Genomic DNA, 18,555 nt, shown 5'->3' with positions numbered 1-18,555 from the left:
AATGGGGCGTGCAAAAATACTTTACATAATAAATTTACAATCCACTTTTGTCGCTTTGCCTATTTCTATGTATATCCCCCTTATTCACGTTTTTCTACACTCAACCGCTCAACCTCTTTTTCCAAAAAATCCAGACGGCGGTGAATCCGGTAAAATATCGGTAAGTACGCAATAATAACAATGATGAACCAGCCCATTGTTTTCCTCCTTAAGTATGTTGGATTATGTATCATTAAATCTTGATTTGTTAATTATTTCGGCTTTCTGACCTTATATCCTTCAAAAATAATGAATTTCAGGCTGACTGACATGAGATTATTTGAGTTTGAATTCATTGTTTGCTACAGTTAAATTAAGGAGACTTAAACCTATCTAGATGTTGTTAAATAAATCTAATATAATGCCGGGGAGTGTACACAAAAATGGAATCAACTTTTAACCAGAGAGATGAAGTGACCGATTTCATTCAATCTAATAGGGAACTTTTCGAACAACACTTGTTATCAGAAGCGGTAAATGTAGCTTCGAAGATTAATGAGATTCTCCAAAAAGGGAATATTGACCTTTTAAAAAACGCTGAGAAGTTAATTGTCTATATAGTAGAGCAGCAAGAGGAGAATGTGGTTGCTTTTGCTGAACAAGAAGGAATCGCCTGGGCAGAACATTCATTGACAGTTGCTTTCAAATTGGAATGGATCCAGGCCATTCGCAGAACTTTGTGGCACTTCCTAGACAAATATGATCAAATGTACAACCGATTTACTGACCGAGAGGAATTCTTCCAACTCGAGAAAAAAATCAATGACCAAGTTGACCAATTCCTGAATACCTTCTTCCTTACTTATACAAAGTACAAAGATGAATTGCTCAACTCGCAGAGGAAGTTAGTTGAACACTTATCCGTGCCCATTATCCCAGTGAGCAGTTCTGTTGCGGTACTTCCTCTAATTGGTATGATGGATGATTACAGAATGCAGATTATCGAAGAGAAGGTCCTGATGGATATTTCAAAGCTGAAAGTCCAAACATTGATTATGGATCTTTCTGGGATCGCAGACATGGAAATGAACGTCATCTCGCATTTCCAAAAAGTATTGAGCGGTGTCTCGATGATGGGTTCAAACGCTGTCATAACCGGAATGCGTCCTGATCTTGTCAGAAAAATGATTCATGCAGGAATCACTTTTGATCAAAAGGCAGAAACCAAAGGTACGCTACAGCAAACCCTGAGGTCCTATCTGGATAACGAAGTTACAAAATAATATAGCAAAAGCCCCTATGGTGCATACATAGGGGCTTTACTATCGTCTAGTAAACTCTTTTGTCCAGTTCGGACACAAGTTTATTATTTTCTTCGATATCTTTATGGATTCCGTCGATTTCTGAGGAAATACTCAATTCCTGGTGTTTGACAGAACTGATTTTCTGTTGCTGGGCTACTTGCTGTTCAGTGATCATCCGCAACCGGTCTGCCAGGGAAGTGCTGTCAGCCCTGATTGAAAGGATTCCCGATGAAACATCTTCGAGCTCCTTGTTTTGCAAATTCACCTTCGAGTCAATTTGCTGCATAAGGTCATCAAAGTCAGTAAAGGAAGAAAAGCTTGAACTGATTTTGTTCTCAATTCCCTCTAATTGTGTCGATATATTTTGTGATGCATCTGCAGAAGCAGCTGCAAGCTTGCCCACTTCTTTTGCAACCACTGCAAATCCCTTACCATGTTCACCTGCCCTTGCAGCTTCAATCGAAGCATTTAACGCAAGAATTTTAGTTTGAGCAGAAATCGATGATATCGTTGAGCTGATGCTGCCAATAGTTTGTGTTAAACCGACCAATTCCTTTAACAAAACTGATGTTTGCTTCATATGCTCGGAAGCCTGTTGATTATCTTGAATGACAGCAAAAGACCCATCTACTACCTTATGAATTGTCTCACTGTACAAGCTAATCTTCGATTCCATTTGTTCAAATACGGTGAAAAACTGGGATAGAGCTTCCTTGTTCTCAGTAAGCTCATTCTCCAGTTCATTGATTGATTCCAGATTATGGTTCACACTTTGTTTGATCATCTGGGTGGATAAAACAATATCATGAAAGGTTTCTTTCATAGCTCCTACGAATACTCCAGCTTGTTCCTGCTCAGCTGCGTCCTCTACATCCGCCCCTGACTCGTGGATCTCCTGGATGATATTCAAAATGCCGTCAATCGCTGGACGGTCAAATTGCGAATCCCCGATATAGCTGTAACGGATGACGTGGTTCCCGTCCAAGACATAGGTGCTAGGTATGGCTATTCGAAAACTGTCCCATTTTATAGGTACAAAAACCTCATATTGCTTGATCACTGTTCTCTTTTCATCAGAAAGAATCGGAATCTTGATGCCTTCTGAATCAACGTAAGCCTGGATGCCCTTAATGTTCTGTCCAGCAATCCCAAGGACTTGTATTCCCTTTTCTTTTAAAACATCATATTGTTCATTCAGCTGGACCAGCTGATTTCGGCAGTTTGGTCACCATGTGCCTCTTAAGAAAACAATAATAACAGGCTGTCCTGCAAAATCTGATAATCTGTATTTTGTATTATGTGTTCCTGGCAAAGCAAAATCAGGTGCTTGCTTGCCTACGTTCAATCCTCTATTAGCCAAAAATATTCTCTCCTCTAACAACATCATGTCACAGATTATTATCGGCTTAACTTAAAACATTTTAATGACTCAACTCTCTATATCTGCAAAATTTCGCGGATATCTTCCTCTGTCAGCGACGCTGAGCTTTTTTCTTCGATAATTTCTTCGATCATGTTCCGTTTTTTGTCCTGGAGCTCATTCATCTTCTCTTCAATTGTTCCGCTTGCGATCAGTTTGATGACCTGGACTTTATTCTTCTGACCCATTCGATGGGCACGATCTGCGGCCTGCTCCTCAACGGCTGGATTCCACCATAAATCATAAAGAATGACTGTGTCAGCTCCTGTTAAATTCAAGCCTGTGCCCCCTGCTTTCAAGGAAATCAGGAAAAAGTCTCGTTCTCCTGCGTTAAACTTTTCGCATATTTCTACTCGATCTTCAGGAGGTGTTTGTCCGTCCAGGTAGAAGAAAGGAATGCCCTCGTATGCTAACTCCTTGCCGATCAAGTCGAGCATTTTTGTGAACTGTGAAAATATCAGGACCCTTCTCCCAGCAAATCTGGACTCTTCAATGATATTTTTCAACTGTTCAAATTTAGCAGAGCTCTCCTTGTATCCATCTACAAACAACGCTGGGTGGCAGCATATTTGTCTTAACCTCGTCAGTCCAGCCAGTATTTTGATCCGATTTTTCCTGATCGTATTTTTATCCAGCTGCTTTAAGGTCTGGTGGCGAAGCTTTGCAAGGTATGCAGCATAAAGCTTTTTCTGTTCAGGCAGCAGTTCAACTCTATCGATTGATTCGATTTTCTCAGGCAGCTCCCCAAGCACTTCTTCCTTTACCCTTCGCAGTAAAAATGGCCGGATCCTGCGGGCAATTGTCTTGCTTGTCAGATTGCTGTATTCCTTCAACCCCTGGAATAACTCAGGAAATACCACCCGGAAAATAGACCATAATTCCTCGATGGAATTTTCAATCGGCGTACCTGTTAACGCGAATCGGTGGTCTGCCTGTATGTTCATCACTGCTTTTGCCGTTTGAGTCAGCGGATTTTTAAACGCCTGTGCTTCATCGAAAAAGGCAGTGTGAAATCTGATTTTTTCGTACAGGTGAATATCCCTGCGCAGGAGCATGTAGGAGGTAATGACAACATCAATACCCGAAACATCCTTTAACAGTTTGGACCGCTCCTCTTTATTGCCATCGATGATGACTGCCTGAATTTCAGGAGTGAATTTCAAGAATTCACTGAGCCAGTTATAAACAAGGGATGATGGACAAACAATCAGGATGGGCTGTTGCCTTTCCCTCACATCGGAAAGCTCTGAAGCAATATAGGTGATACTTTGAAGTGTTTTACCAAGCCCCATATCATCTGCCAGGATTCCGCCAAATCCGTAACTTGCAAGAGTTTTCATCCATTGGAAACCATGTTTCTGGTATTCACGTAGTATTGGCGCTAATCTATCAGGAACTTCAAACTTAACCTTGCCGGGAGTGCTGATTTCTTCTAGAAAACTCCGGAACGAATCCTCTAACTGCAGTATGGATCCATCCTCGAAAGATTCCAGCATTTGCATCCCACGGACAATCGGGACATTCAACCCTTTTTCCAAATCTTCATCCTGGATGGGCCCTGCCTTCAAGAAACGCTGGATTTCTTCCCATTCCCTCGTTTCCAGTGACATCAATGCCCCATTGCGTAAACGATAGAATTTTCGTTTCTCTTCAAGTGCTTCAAGGATATCCCTGATCTGTTTTTCAGGAACCCCATCCATTTCAAATTTGAATTCAAGCCAGTTTGTCCGCTCTTTTTTCACCTTGACACGTATTTGCGGTCGGGCCGGCTCCCGGAAAATCCGGTTCCTGACAGCTGTTGTGGCGTATACCTGCACAAGCTTTTGCAGCTTAGGCAGGACATGATACAGAAATTCATATTCAAGCCCTTCATTGTGCAAAAAATAACCGCCATCCGTTTTCGCGAAAGAACCTTCATCCAGCAACTCAAGGATCTGGTCCTCCTTGACCATGTCCCTGATTAACAGAGAATTGACTCTCGGTTCCCTCTCCTCAAGAGGGTTGAAAACTATTTTTCCATACTGGAATTCGATTCCTGCCAATAATCGATTATTCACGCGATCAAGATAAAGTTTTGTGATCAGCGGCTCGGTTAAAAATTGCTTTGTTATGTCGCCATCTATTTGGACTTCCCCAATACGGCGCAGACCTGGTACGACTTTGTCCACAAAGAAACCCATCTGGTCGTGTAAAATCGGTATGCTATCCGTTCTTGATTGCGCGAGCATATTTTTCAGTTCAAATAATCTGCTGCAATCCTCAGTGCTGAGCTGAATCAATTTGGTTTTCAACCAAACGAGGTCATATTTTTGAAGAACAATCAGATCAGAAATACCAGCAATTTTTAATGAATAGTCTTTGTCAGTGATCTTTTCAAAATTGAATAAAAGTGGAAGCCTTTCAATCGAAACAGAAAACTGCCCGGTAACTTCGCCCTCCTCAATCAATTTAACATCCGGAGCTCTTTCCAGCAGCGGCACTAACTGATGCCAAAAAGATGGCGGAATGATCAAGGTTGAAAAGGCATTTTCATCCTTCAACGATAACTCTGAATCATGGACGATTTGGATAAGTATTTTGATGATAGAGTCGATATCGCTTTGAAAACAATGAAGCTTTGGATCATAAGTGAACAAGTCAGATAGCAATGATGTCTCCCGATTCGCCACACTTTTCAGGAATCCCGTAATATCCTCGATTTTGATTGGGCCAATGCTCATCGAAACACCCAGCATCAATTGCTGATCACTCGTTTCAATCGGCTCGATCTTGAACATCGTGTTCAAAATCTTCCTTGTTTCAAAGTGGAGCTGATGGTTGCTTGTCCTTCGAGGCTCTTCACTGAAAATGTTCAGCAGTCCTTCTGCGAGCCCATTTCCAGATCGATCATTATTATTTATCGCATTTGATGTCCCTTGCTTTTGCTCATCTAAAATAGCCAGCAATACTGCGGCCACATGCTGGCACTCATGTTTGACAGACGCAAGCTTTGGACATGTGCACTCAGTTGTGAAACGGCCGTCATTACTTTTCGTGACAGTGACATGAAATACATCCGCCCCTGTCACGGTTGCGTTCACCCATTGCTCATTGTAGTCAGGAATCTCGACTTTTCCCGCACGGTAAAATGCATCCCCCCGCTTGAAGGAAACAGTTCCGCATATATCTTTGATGACTTTTAGATTTAGTTTAATATCCATGCTCTGCTCCCTCCTCGGAGATGCAATAAATCGATAATTATTAGTGTAGACCTTATCTGCTCATTTGTTAAGCAGGAATGCAAAAAAGCATGGAGAATTCTCCATGCTTGAAAGTTTTAAATGGAAGAGTAAGCTATATACCCCTTTTGAGTCACGTCAATAAATAACTTAAATCTCAATAATAATCGGCAAAATCATTGGCCTTCTTCTTGTCTTTTGGAAAATGTGCTGACCAACTGCTTTTTTGATTCCCTGCTTAATGACATTCCAACGATGTACATTGTCTTCCTGTAGTTCCGTCACCGTTTTAGTCACGAGGCTGTTTACATCTCTCATCAGGTCTTCGGAGTTTTTCACAAAAACAAACCCGCGTGAGATTGTATCTGGTCCAGAAATGATTTTCCGTTCTGCTTTGCTTAATGTCAGGACAATGACTAGCATTCCATCCTCGGATAGCTGCTTTCTGTCCCTGAGCACGATTTCACCGACATCCCCGACACTTACGCCATCAACATACGTATCACCTGCTGGGACATTGCGAGTCTGGCGCGCTTCTCCATTTTCAATGTCAACAATATCACCATTTTTAACAATGAATGTATTCCCTTGGTCTACACCAACGGATTCTGCCAGCAAGCGGTGGTGATGCAGCATCCTGTACTCTCCATGTATCGGGATAAAATACTTAGGCTTCATCAAAGTCAGCATCAGCTTAAGATCTTCCTGGTAGCCATGGCCGGAAACATGCATGCCAGTTGTGCTGCCGGATCCGTAAATGACTTTCGCACCGAGCTTGAACAAATTATCGATAATCTTGGAAACATCCTTTTCATTTCCAGGGATCGGCGACGCAGCCATGATGACTGTATCACCAGGATAAATTGAGACGTCGCGGTAGTTTCCTGTTGAGAGGCGGGAAAGTGCAGCCATCGGTTCTCCCTGACTGCCTGTACAAAGAATCGCCACTTTATCAGGATCCAGCTGGTCGACAACATTTGGTTGGATCAGCATTCCTTCAGGAACATTCAAGTAACCTCGTTCTATAGCCACGTCGACTACGTTCACCATACTCCTGCCCAGCAACGCGAGCTTCCTGTTCGTCTTAATCGCTGCCTCGACAACCTGCTGAACCCGGTTTACGTTAGAAGCAAACGTCGAAACAAAAATTTTTCCATCTGCCTTCATGAAGGCTTCTTCAAGATGGCTTGCTACCATTCTCTCAGAAGGAGTCAGACCAGTACGCTCAGCGTTCGTGCTCTCTGATAACAGAGCCATGACACCTTCAGTTCCTATTTTCGCCATCTTATGGATTTCCGATTGCTCATCGTTGGCAGGCGTCAAATCGAATTTGAAGTCACCCGTATGGACAACATTCCCCTCAGGAGTGTGGAATACAATTCCAAGACAGTCTGGGATGCTGTGGCTTACTTTGAAAAAAGAAACCTTCACCTTGCCGAAATCCAATACTGAGTCCGAAGTGATTTTATTCAGCTCAGTCCCTCTCAGGAGCTTGTGCTCACCAAGTTTCAGTTCAATTAACCCGAGAGTAAAATCAGTCGCATAAACTGGCGCTTTCAGTTTTTTGAAGAAATACGGGACCCCGCCAATATGGTCCTCGTGTCCATGAGTCACAATCAGCCCGCGGATTTTCTCTCGATTTTCTTCAAGGTAAGTCATTTCCGGAATAATTAAATCGATTCCTAATAGACTTTCATCAGGAAACTTCCCTCCGCAGTCAATCACAAAAATATCGTCCTCATACTGGACAACATACATGTTTTTTCCGATTTCATTGATGCCGCCCAAGGCGAATATAGATAAAGTCACGTCATATCCTCCTAATCCGTAATCGATTTTGTTAGTATTGCCACTTTTTAACCGATTATTTAGTTTCTAAACGGGGATTGGTCTTCACCAAACAGGAATTTTTAGTTTTATTGAAGAAAATTAGTGTTTTAAATTGTTGATTTGAAGCAAACTCATTGATTTTAATTCAGCAATAAACACTTATTGGCGATAATTTAATTTTATTGGCGGTTTTCACATGTTTATTGGCGAAAAAATGATTTTATTGGCGGTTTTCACACGTTTATTGGCGAAAATGAAATTTTATTGGCGAACTGGAAATAATCATAGTTTTTTTCCAGTTTCTCCACAAAAATAGACCAACTCGCTCATTAGCGAATTGGTCTTCTTTACTTATTTTTCAATCCATGTATACATGTACTGATCGTCTTCAATATCCCTGGCTTTCTTCACCGTCTTCAGCGGTCGGAAGGTATCGATCATGACAGCAAGCTCAAGTGTTTCTTTTTTGCCGATGCTTGCTTCTGTCTTGCCTGGGTGTGGTCCGTGCGGGATTCCGCTTGGGTGCAATGTAATTGAGCCTTCCTTGATTCCCTTGCGGCTCATGAAGTTACCTTCTACATAGTACAGCAGCTCATCACTGTTTACGTTGCTATGGTAATATGGTGCCGGAATCGCTTCAGGATGGTAATCGTAAAGTCTTGGCACAAAGGAGCACACTACATAATTATGGCCTTCGAATGTCTGGTGGACTGGCGGCGGCTGATGGATCCGGCCAGTGATTGGCTCGAAGTCCTCAATATTGAATGCCCATGGATATAGATAGCCATCCCAGCCAACAACATCAAGCGGGTGATGGTTCAGCACATGTCGGTGCAGAAACCCGCGCGTCTTTGTGATGACTTCATGCTCCCCTTTTTCAGAGAAAGTGACAAGTGACTCAGGTCCGCGTATATCTCTTTCACAGAACGGACTATGCTCGAGCAGCTGTCCATATTCATTGCGATAACGGCGAGGGGTCGTAATCTGGCTAAACGATTCAACAATCAGCGCCTTTGTCGGCTCGGAATCATCTGGAACAACCCTGTACATCGTGCCGATTGGAATCACGACATAATCACCAGGACGATAGTTTATGGTTCCAAACATTGTTTCTACTTTGCCGGATCCATGATGAAAAAAGAACATCTCGTCTCCATCACCATTTCGGTAAAATTGCTTCATCGGTTCAGTAATATTCGCAAACCCGATTAAAAGATCATCATTGCCAAGGATATATTCTCTCCCGCTTAAAGCATCCCCAGTTTGCGTGATCTGGTCAGTCAGGAAGTGCCGATGGTTCAGTGAGCCCTGTTCCTCATATTCAGGCAGGTAGCTGCCGATCAATTCGCTTTTAACTACCTCTGTTGGCATATGGTGGTGATAAAGGATCGATTGTGTACCAGAAAAACCTTTTGTTCCCATTACCTGCTCCCGGAACAGCGAACCATCTTCCTTTTTAAAAATCGTATGGCGTTTCTTCGGGATTTCTCCCAGCTGGCGGTAGTACATGAAAACACCTTCTTTCTACTCTTCTATAATTTTATTTTTCAGGACACCGAGTCCTGTAATCTCAAGTTCCACCTCATCACCCGGCTCAAGCCAGCGATGAACATCCGTTCCAAGTTCGAGGATACAGCCTGTTCCGACTGTTCCTGAGCCGATCACTTCACCTGGATATAATGTCGTCCCCGCAGATGCACGCTCGATCATTTCTCCGAAAGAGTAATATAGATCCTTCATATTCCCCTTAGAAAGTTCCCTGCCGTTGACACGGGCAATCATTTCAAGATCATAGCCTTTCCCCTCTTTGAGGTATTCCAGCTCATCTTTCGTGACCAGATATGGGCCGAATGAAGTCGCGAAATCCTTTCCCTTCGCCGGACCAAGTCCGACCTTCATTTCCTGTCGCTGCAGGTCGCGGGCACTCCAGTCATTCATGATAAAAAAGCCGTAAATATGCTGTTCGGCATCCTCCGCTTTGATATTACGGCCTTCCTTGCCGATGACACAGGCAATTTCCAATTCGTAATCCATCCATTTACAGTTCTGCGGCCGTATGATGTCTTCCTCTGGACCCTTGATGGCAAGATGGTTGGTAAAATAAAAAACCGGAAACTCATACCATTCAGGAATCATTTCAAGGCCTCGGTTTTCCCTTGCTGTTTTTACATGCTGCTCGAATGCGTAAAAATCACGGACACTTTTCGGATTCGGCAGCGGCGATTTTAAGCTGACTTCCTCCAAAGAATAGGAACCACTGCCAGTTTCTATCAAACCTTTATTTTCCTCGATATACCCCATGAATACGTCATGGTTCTCGATGAATGCAAGCATATTGTCCGGTAATTTCCCATTTGATGCTTCGTGCATATCTACAGCTTGATTCTTTGGATTAAGCCAGCCTGCACGAATTGAACCGTCTTTTTTCATAAATGTTATGAACTTCATTTCATCACCTATTTCCTTTGCAGCTCAAAGGTTTTTGCCAGCGGCAGCGTGTAGGTCGCTCCTGCCAGCCTGCCTACAGGATTCAATTTTTCCGAATTGATCCGCCCGCTTTCATAAAGTTCATCCGCCACATGTACATGAACGACCTTGCCGATGACAAGGCTGCCTGCTCCCGCTTCTTCCCCGCCAAAGTGAAGGACCTGATCGAGAACACATTCAAGATGGACTTTCGACTCCTTGACCCGTGACGGCTTAACTGCCACACTGTCGATCTTGTTCAGGCCAGAAGCCTCGAATTCATCGACATCTGGCGCGAATTCAGTAGCGCAGTCATTCATCTGCTGGACGAATTCCTCACTGACAATATTGATGACAAATTCCTTCGTGCTTTCAATATTTTTCAGCGTATCCTTTTTCGCGCCATCAGTCCCTCTTCTCATTGGCGAAAAGCACACCATCATGGGATTTGCGCTGATGACGGTAAAGAAACTGAATGGAGCCAAATTAGCGTTCCCGTTTTCATCCTGGCTGGAAACAAAGGCGATTGGGCGCGGCAGGACAGAGCCTTGCAAAAGTTTGTATGCGTCTTTCCATTCAAGATTATCCGTGTTGATTTCCATGGCTTACACCGCCCTTTCGTGAAAAAGCTGGCTAACGATTTTTAGAATGAATTCGTGATCCTCACGGGACCCAAGAGTGATCCTGAACGCTTCCTTGTAGCCGGGTAACTGCATCTCTCTGACCAGGACGCCATTTTCCGTCAGTTTCTGGATAACCGGTCTGTTCGTAAAAGCAAATAAGAAGTTGGATTGTGAAGGGAAACTATCAATCTCCAACTCTTTGAACTTCGCACTCAGGAAGTCTCTTTCTGCACTATTTTTACGAGAGCAATCTTGGACGAATGCCTGGTCTTCCAATGCAGACACCGCTGCTGCTTGCGCAAGCTGGTTGACATTGAATACATCCCTGACTTTGTGAAGTTCCTTGGCAATGTCCTCATGCATGATGCCGTAGCCAACACGAAGGCTCGCAAGACCATAGATTTTAGAAAAAGTCCTGAGGATGACAATGTTTTGATATTGAGCCAGCAACGGCATCGTATCAAGGTATTCCTCAGAATCTGCATACTCGAAATAAGCCTCATCCATGATGATCAGCACGTTTGAAGGCACATTGTCGATAAACGAAAGCAATTCCTGGTTGGCGACGATTGTCCCGGTCGGATTGTTCGGATTGCAGACGAAGACCATTTTTGTCTTTTGGTTGATGGCTTCCTGCATTTTTATAAGATCATGCGTGCCGTCAATCATCGGAACGGTGACAGCTCTGCCGCCCTCGATCAGCACATTTGTTTTATAGCGAGGGAAAGTTACCTCCGCCATGACCGCTTCATCATTTTTATCAATATAAGCTCGGGTAAGCAGGCGAATGATTTCTTCTGAACCGTTGGAAACAAGAAAATGCTTGTGGTCTAATTGATAATGCGATGACAGTTTCTCTACGATCCCTGATGTCATTCCGTCCGGATAGAATGCCAGATTAGCTGATGCCTGCATGATTGCTTCTCTGACCTTTGGTGAAGTGCCATAGACATTTTCATTATCCGAAAGTTTCCTTACAGTTGTGATACCATACTGTTCCTTGATTTCCTCAATCGTCTGGCCGAGGGCATATGGTGTGATTACTTCAAGTTCTGCTCTTGCTTTTATATTCATGTTCATCCCCCATTTTTTCTGCCGCCGTTTATAACGAAAAGGGAGCGAATCGCCCCCTTCTGTCCCGGCTTTTAAAGGTTGCCGCGTCTTTCCTGTTCCCGCTCGATTGATTCGAATAGAGCCTTGAAGTTTCCTTCACCGAAACCTCTTGCGCCTTTACGCTGGATGATTTCGATGAATAACGTTGGGCGGTCTACGATTGGCTTCGTGAAGATTTGCAGCAGATAGCCTTCATCGTCACGGTCTACTAAAATACTAAGCTCTTTTAGCTTATCGATTTCCTCGTCAATTTCACCTACACGTTCTGAAAGCATTTCATAGTAAGAATCAGGAGTGTTAAGGAATTCCACTCCATTTTCACGCAATTGTGCAACAGTACTTACGATATCCTCTGTTAAAATCGCAAGGTGCTGGACGCCAGGACCATTATAGAATTCAAGGTATTCCTGGATCTGTGACTTGCGCTTCCCTTCTGCCGGCTCGTTGATCGGGAATTTGATTCGGCCGCCATTGTGCATAACCTTGGACATCAACGCTGAATACTCAGTCACGATATCCTTATCAGTGAAGTGCTTCATCTCCTTGAAGCCCATAACATTCGCATAATAGTTAACCCATTCTTCCATCCTTTCAACATTGCCGACAACGTGGTCGATGCCGATGAAACCTGCGTCATTCACAGGAACAGTCGTTTCGTGCTCAATAAACCCTGGCATGAAAAGGCCTTTGTAATTTTTTCTTTCAACAAGTGTATGGATTGTATCTCCATATGTACCGATCACGGCCTTCTTCAAGGTACCATTCTCATCAGAAACCTCATGCGGCGGCTGGATTTCGATCGCGCCTCGCTTAACCGCTCCCTCGTATGCCTTCTCGACATCATCGACTGCCAGCGCGATATCCTTGACGCCATCGCCATGAGTTTTGACAAACTGCGCTACACGAGATGAATCGTTGTATGTCCCAGTAACAACCAGACGAATCTTCCGCTGCTGAAGCACATAGGATGTCGTTTCGCGGTTGCCTGTTTCAAGTCCCGAATATGCAACTACCTTAAAGCCGAAAGCAGTCTGGAAAAAGTGAGCAGCCTGCTTGGCGTTTCCAACATAAAGCTCTAAATAGTCAACATCCTGAACCGGGAAAAAATCCTCAGTACTTTGTCCAGATACCATAACTTTCTCTTGCATTGTAAAACCTCCCGAATGAATATTTATAATATTTAAAATTATTTTATAGTAATTAACCCTGCTCTCTCAAGAGCGCGATGTAAAGCTATAATGCTTTTGTGTGGTAAAGTACTGACTCTTAAAACAGTTACTTCAATTCCAAAAGCATCATTTTAGGATTCTCTATTAACTGTGCGAAACGATTTGTAAAAGCAACAGCAGTAGCCCCGTCTGCGACTCTATGGTCAAACGCCATGGAGAGGTTCATGATGGACCGGATGGCAATTTCATCTTGGTCCGTGACAACCGGCCTTTTCTTTGTTTTATGGAAAGAAACGAGCGCTGTCTGCGGGTGCTGAATGATTGGTGTAGCACCAATGCTGCCGCCCAGCGGACCGACATTGCTTATCGTGAATGTTCCGCCTGAAATATCCTTAACCGTAAGCTTGTCATCCTGGGCGAGTTTTGTCAGACGCTTCATTTCTTCATGAATTTGATTAAGGTTCTTCTGCTCGACATTCCTGATAACCGGAACGATCAAGCCTTCTGGAGTGTCCACGGCAATTCCGATATGATGCTCGCGCAACAGCTGGATACTTTCGGTTTCTTCATCGAGCTTTGCATTAAAAACCGGAAATTCTTTTAATGCAATTGACAGGACTTTAATGAAAAAAGCTGTCGCAGAAATAGACCTTCCGGAACCCTTGATCTCTTCTCTTAAAGCAATCAACTCGCTAACATCGATTTCCTCAAAGTGGGTACAGTGAGGAATGGTGTACATAGATTGGACCATCTTTTTCGCAATCTGTTTGCGGCGGCCGCGGAATGGCAGTATATCCTGGTGGCTGAGCTTGTTCTCGATCCGTGCCCTATCTTCCTTCAGTTCGGAACGCACTTCTGAAACATTCGGAGTCTCCGGTTCGGAAGCAGGTTTTGAAACGTTCGGAACCTCTTGTTCGGAACCAACTTCCGAAATGCTCGCAACCCCTTGATCTCTTAATTTTACAAAGGCCAATATATCTTCTTCAGTAATCCGGCCTGCTGGTCCAGTTCCCTTGACCTCCATAATGTTAACGCCGTTTTCGCGGGCAACTTTCCGCGTATAAGGTGATGCCAATATCTGCCCTAGTCGAGCGCTTACACCTACAGGCACCTTGACTTCAGCTGGTCTGTCCAATACAGCTACTGAAGCTTCTGCAGGTTCGGCCTCTATTTTTACAACATCAGCGACCTTTTTGGGCTCGCTAATTTGAACTCCACCGGAACGATCTTCCATTATAAGCAGGGTAGTCCCTACCTTTACCGTTTGCCCCGGGGTTAACAATAGTTCTTTAATTACACCTGAACGGGGAGCGGGAATCTCTGCGGTCATCTTGTCTGTCTGGACTTCAACCAATGGATCATCAGCGTTGACGAAATCCCCCGGCTTCACCAGGTAACAATTGATGTCCGCTTCGGTCATGCCTTCCCCTATGTCGTGGAGCTTTACTTCAACCATCGGCACGCCTCCTAAAACTTCATTACTTTTTCGATTGCAGCTGCGACTCTTTTCGGGGTCGGCAGATAATGTTCTTCGAATCCAAAGTATGGTACAGGTGTATCATAGCCTGTCACTCTTTCGGCCGGAGCCTTTTGATAAAGGAATGCCTCATCATTGATCAGTGAGATCAAATCACTGCCAGTGCCTCCCGTCGCATGTGCTTCATGGACAATCACCGTTCGTCCTGTCTTCTGGATTGACTCTATGACAAGGTCTTTGTCAATCGGATAAAGTGTCCTTAGATCAAGGACCTCACACTGGACACCCTTTTGCTTCATATCTTCCGCTGCCTTCATCGCAACCGGAACCATGGCTCCCCAGGCAATGACTGTCACATCGTCGCCTTCTGTAAGCTTCTTTCCTTTTCCTATTTCAACTGTATACTTCCCTTCAGGAACCTCACCGCGTGAAGAGCGATAACTTCTCATTGGCTCTAAAAAGAGGACAGGGTCCGGATCCTCAATTGCAGCGATCATCAGGCCTTTCGCGTCATAGGCATTAGATGGACATACGACCTTCATTCCCGGCATATGGGTGAAAAGAGATTCCGTGCTGTCACAATGGATTTCAGGTGCGCGTACACCGGCGCCATAAGGAGCCCGGATAACCATTGGCACGGTAAAATGGCCCAATGTCCTCATTCGCAGCCTCGAAGCATGGGTCATGATTTGTTCATAAGCAGGATAAATGAAGCCCAGGAACTGGATTTCCACCACAGGACGGAATCCATTAACGGCCATGCCAATCGCTGCCCCTACAAAACCTGCTTCACTTAAAGGAGTATCTACCACGCGGTCCTCTCCATATTTCTCCTGAAGGCCATCAGTCGCACGGAATACCCCGCCATTTTTTCCGATATCCTCACCAAGAAGGATGACTTCCTTGCTTTCACCGAGCATCGTATCCAGTCCATCGGTAATCGCCTGGACAAGCGTCAAGGTCTTTGTCTGTATTGCCGTATTCATCACGACTCACCTCCGATCAGCTCAAGGTATTCCCGCTTTTGCTTCTGTATTGTCCATGTAGGCTTTTCGAAAACATAATCAAAGATCACTGCAGGGTCAGCTTTAGGGAACTTTTCCATTTCCTGTACAGCTGCATCAACTTCAGCAGCTGCCTGCGTTTCTATTTCCTTCACCCACGCTTCATCGTAAAGCCCTTCGTTTTTCATCCAGCGCTCCAGCCTTAGCAACGGGTCCGTCTCCATTCGCTTCAGAGCACTTTCTCCCTGGTCACGATATTTTGAAGCATCATCAGCAGTTGTATGTGATCCATAACGCCAGGTCATTGCTTCAATCAATGTTGGCCCTTCGCCATTGCGAGCCCGTTTTAGTGCTTTTTCCGTTTCAGCAAACACAGCAAAAATATCGTTGCCATCAATTCTCACACCCGGGATATCATATGCGAGTGCTTTTTGAGCAATGGTTGCTGAGTTCATCTGTTTGCTGATTGGAACTGAAATTGCGTATTGATTATTCTGGCAAAAATATACGACCGGAGATTTAAATACACTGGCAAAGTTCAAGCCTTCATGAAAATCGCCTTCCGAAGTCGCTCCATCACCGAAATAGCAGATCGCCGCATTCTTTGTTTCTTTTTGTTTTTCGGCAAATGCTGCACCTGCAGCGTGTGGAATTTGTGTTGCAATCGGAATCGCTGGCGGAAAAATCTTCTTCCCATCCGGCGGTACGCATCCTTCATTTCGACCGTTCCAGAACAGTAAAATATTCCTCAGGGAGTGCCCGAACACCATTGCAGCACCGTGATCTCGGTAAGTCGGGAACATCCAGTCATCACTTTGTAGCGCAAGAGCCGTTCCAACCTGGGAAGCCTCCTGCCCTTCAAATGGAGCATACGTCCCGATACGCCCTTGCCGCTGGAGACTGATAGATTTCCTGTCCAGCGTCCGGATCCTCACCATTTCCGAATAAAACTTCTTCACTCTCTCTTCGGTCACCAAATTCTTATATTCCTCAGACACAATGTTCCCGTTTTGGTCCATCACTTGAAAAATCGGAAAATCCTTTTCCATCGGCTCACCCTTTTTTAAAAGTCTATGATTCTATTACATCCTCACTGCCCATTTTGGTCGCTTCATATGAGAGAAAAAGCTGTTTCGTCTTGTTCTGGCTTCAATCCGGTTTTCACAAAATTTATTAGCGGCTTCAACAGTCGTGATTCCTTCTCGCTCTGCCTGCTTGTAAATATTTAAAAGAGAATTATAGATAGCTTTCGTCTTCTTCAAGACTCGTTCCTTATTCGGTGAATACAGCTCATCCGCCACTTGGATCAATCCGCCAGCATTGACGATGTAGTCAGGCGCATAAAGAATTCCTTTTTCCTGAAGGATGTGACCATGACGTTCTTCCTTGAGCTGATTGTTCGCAGATCCAACGACTGCTTTTACCTGGAGTTGTGGAATTGTGTCATCGTTAATGATTCCACCCATTGCACACGGGATGAAAATGTCCGCAGGCTGGGAATAAATCTCCTCACTGCTAACGACTTTGATTCCTGCTCCCATTTCTCCCGCTTTCTTAACGATCTGGTCGATTGCTTTTTGATTAATGTCTGTCACATACAGGTAGGCGCCATTCTCAAGAAGATATTCTGCTACCTTGTAGCCTACCTTTCCGAGCCCCTGGATCGCATAGGATTTTCCGGACAAATCATCCGTATCCCAAAGAGCCTTGCTTGTTGCCTGCAAACCAAAGATGACACCCTGAGCAGTTGGTACCGATGAGTCGCCGCTTCCGCCATATACTTCATCTACACCAACGATGCAATTTGTTTCTTTTAGTGCATGGACAAAATCTTCTGGATCTGTGCCCATGTCTGTTCCTGTATAGAAACGTCCCTGGATCGACTCAACAAACTGACCAAATGCCCTGAACAATTCAGGGCTCTTATCCTTTGTAGGGTCACCAATGATGACAGCCTTTCCTCCACCGAAATCTACATCCGCCGCAGCGCATTTATACGTCATGCCTTTTGAAAGCCGCAATACATCTTCTAGTGCATCGTCCACTGATTTATACGGATACATACGGCAACCACCCAATGCTGGCCCTAATCGTGTACTATGAATCGCAATGATTGCCTTTAATCCAGTTGCTTCATCATTACAAAAGACTACCTGCTCGTGCTCACGAATTTGTTCAAACATATCCATTGTTCTTTCCCCCTTTATTCCGTTAAACCATGTTAGCGCTTACATTTTTGCGCAAAAATTTTTAGCTGCCTGTGAGTAATTCATTTATCTTTTCTTTAGGAAGGACCACTTGCTTTACTTCCCCCACTCCTATAAGGCGACCCTTGCTTTCTGCCCGTACATTGGTAAAAATGGTATTGGCTTGGAGTCCTGTGACGGTCGCAGTTACCGTAACCTCGGCCCCTTCGGTACAAGGAGCTATGTGTTTAACTGTTACAGCACCGCCCATACCTTCTTCGTGATCATCTAAAAAGGGAACTATAATTTGCCGCGATACCCACTCCATGTGATACACCATGGATACCGTGGAGTATACCGGATGGACAACTTTTCCCTCAAAGCGGGCAAACATTTCTGGTGTAACAATGACATCGATGGAGGCCGTTCGCCCAGCTATCAAACCATCTCGCATCATATCCCACCTTTCCAAGTTGCAAATATGTATAACGTTTATTTAACGCTATCATAACATTTCGTTAAATAAACGGTCAATAAATTGTAAGAAATTTTGGTATTTTCTTAAAAATAATTCTGATATAATATTTAATCCCTCTTTTGGAACATAAACAAAGGCTATTTTCGTAAAGATTGTTGTTAAAATCCTAAAGCCGATTTTAACGTCATATACGGCCTTTTTGCAGGTCGGTATTAAGTTTGCATGCTTTTTTCTCAAAAAAGAGTCAACTTTACGAAAAAAATAATTCATTAAATCATATTTTTTAGT

General features: G+C 44.0%; 14 protein-coding genes. 1 reads left to right on the top strand and 13 read right to left on the bottom strand.

Features of this window, described 5'->3' with window-relative positions; genetic code table 11:
- Positions 1-422 precede the first annotated feature (422 nt).
- Entirely contained in the window at positions 423-1,262 is an 840-nt protein-coding gene (locus tag CD004_RS08295) for an STAS domain-containing protein (RefSeq protein ID WP_102262320.1), read from the top strand.
- A 46-nt stretch (positions 1,263-1,308) separates the two neighbouring features.
- Here CD004_RS08295 and CD004_RS08290 read toward each other — a convergent pair whose 3' ends face one another.
- From CD004_RS08290 to CD004_RS08225, 13 genes are all read right to left on the bottom strand, one after another.
- Positions 1,309-2,667, bottom strand: a complete 1,359-nt coding sequence (locus tag CD004_RS08290) for a redoxin domain-containing protein (RefSeq protein WP_233435021.1) — start codon at positions 2,665-2,667, stop codon at positions 1,309-1,311.
- Between the two features lie 53 nt (positions 2,668-2,720).
- Entirely contained in the window at positions 2,721-5,903 is a 3,183-nt protein-coding gene (locus tag CD004_RS08280; protein ID WP_102262317.1) for a DEAD/DEAH box helicase, read from the bottom strand.
- Between the two features lie 168 nt (positions 5,904-6,071).
- The gene (locus tag CD004_RS08275; RefSeq protein ID WP_102265035.1) at positions 6,072-7,679 is read right to left on the bottom strand and encodes a ribonuclease J; all 1,608 of its coding nucleotides are present in this window, start codon (positions 7,677-7,679) and stop codon (positions 6,072-6,074) included.
- 423 nt (positions 7,680-8,102) lie between these two features.
- Positions 8,103-9,260: a homogentisate 1,2-dioxygenase gene (locus tag CD004_RS08270; protein ID WP_102262316.1), complete on the bottom strand. Its 1,158-nt coding sequence runs from the start codon at positions 9,258-9,260 to the stop codon at positions 8,103-8,105.
- 15 nt (positions 9,261-9,275) lie between these two features.
- Complete coding sequence (locus CD004_RS08265) at positions 9,276-10,199, bottom strand: fumarylacetoacetate hydrolase family protein (protein WP_102262315.1); 924 nt, start codon at positions 10,197-10,199, stop codon at positions 9,276-9,278.
- 8 nt (positions 10,200-10,207) lie between these two features.
- A complete protein-coding gene (locus CD004_RS08260) occupies positions 10,208-10,819 on the bottom strand; it encodes a flavin reductase family protein (RefSeq protein WP_102262314.1) in 612 nt (203 codons plus the stop codon).
- Between the two features lie 3 nt (positions 10,820-10,822).
- Positions 10,823-11,914 (bottom strand): histidinol-phosphate transaminase, encoded by a 1,092-nt coding sequence (gene hisC, locus CD004_RS08255; protein WP_233434961.1) that lies wholly within the window; start codon positions 11,912-11,914, stop codon positions 10,823-10,825.
- 71 nt (positions 11,915-11,985) lie between these two features.
- The gene (hppD, locus tag CD004_RS08250; RefSeq protein ID WP_102262312.1) at positions 11,986-13,101 is read right to left on the bottom strand and encodes a 4-hydroxyphenylpyruvate dioxygenase; all 1,116 of its coding nucleotides are present in this window, start codon (positions 13,099-13,101) and stop codon (positions 11,986-11,988) included.
- 127 nt (positions 13,102-13,228) lie between these two features.
- A complete protein-coding gene (locus CD004_RS08245; protein WP_102262311.1) occupies positions 13,229-14,578 on the bottom strand; it encodes a dihydrolipoamide acetyltransferase family protein in 1,350 nt (449 codons plus the stop codon).
- 11 nt (positions 14,579-14,589) lie between these two features.
- Positions 14,590-15,585 (bottom strand): alpha-ketoacid dehydrogenase subunit beta, encoded by a 996-nt coding sequence (locus CD004_RS08240; RefSeq protein ID WP_102262310.1) that lies wholly within the window; start codon positions 15,583-15,585, stop codon positions 14,590-14,592.
- Positions 15,585-16,652, bottom strand: a complete 1,068-nt coding sequence (pdhA, locus tag CD004_RS08235) for a pyruvate dehydrogenase (acetyl-transferring) E1 component subunit alpha (RefSeq protein WP_102262309.1) — start codon at positions 16,650-16,652, stop codon at positions 15,585-15,587. The genes CD004_RS08240 and pdhA overlap by 1 nt, the downstream gene beginning before the upstream one ends.
- Positions 16,653-16,685: 33 nt before the next feature.
- Positions 16,686-17,792 (bottom strand): Leu/Phe/Val dehydrogenase, encoded by a 1,107-nt coding sequence (locus CD004_RS08230; protein WP_102262308.1) that lies wholly within the window; start codon positions 17,790-17,792, stop codon positions 16,686-16,688.
- A gap of 61 nt (positions 17,793-17,853) precedes the next feature.
- Entirely contained in the window at positions 17,854-18,243 is a 390-nt protein-coding gene (locus CD004_RS08225) for a thioesterase family protein (RefSeq protein WP_102262307.1), read from the bottom strand.
- Between the last annotated feature and the right edge of the window lie 312 nt (positions 18,244-18,555).

Origin of the sequence: Mesobacillus jeotgali, from assembly GCF_002874535.1 — a bacterium.
GTDB lineage: Bacteria > Bacillota > Bacilli > Bacillales > Cytobacillaceae > Mesobacillus > Mesobacillus jeotgali.
This window is presented reverse-complemented; position numbering and strand designations above follow the sequence as displayed.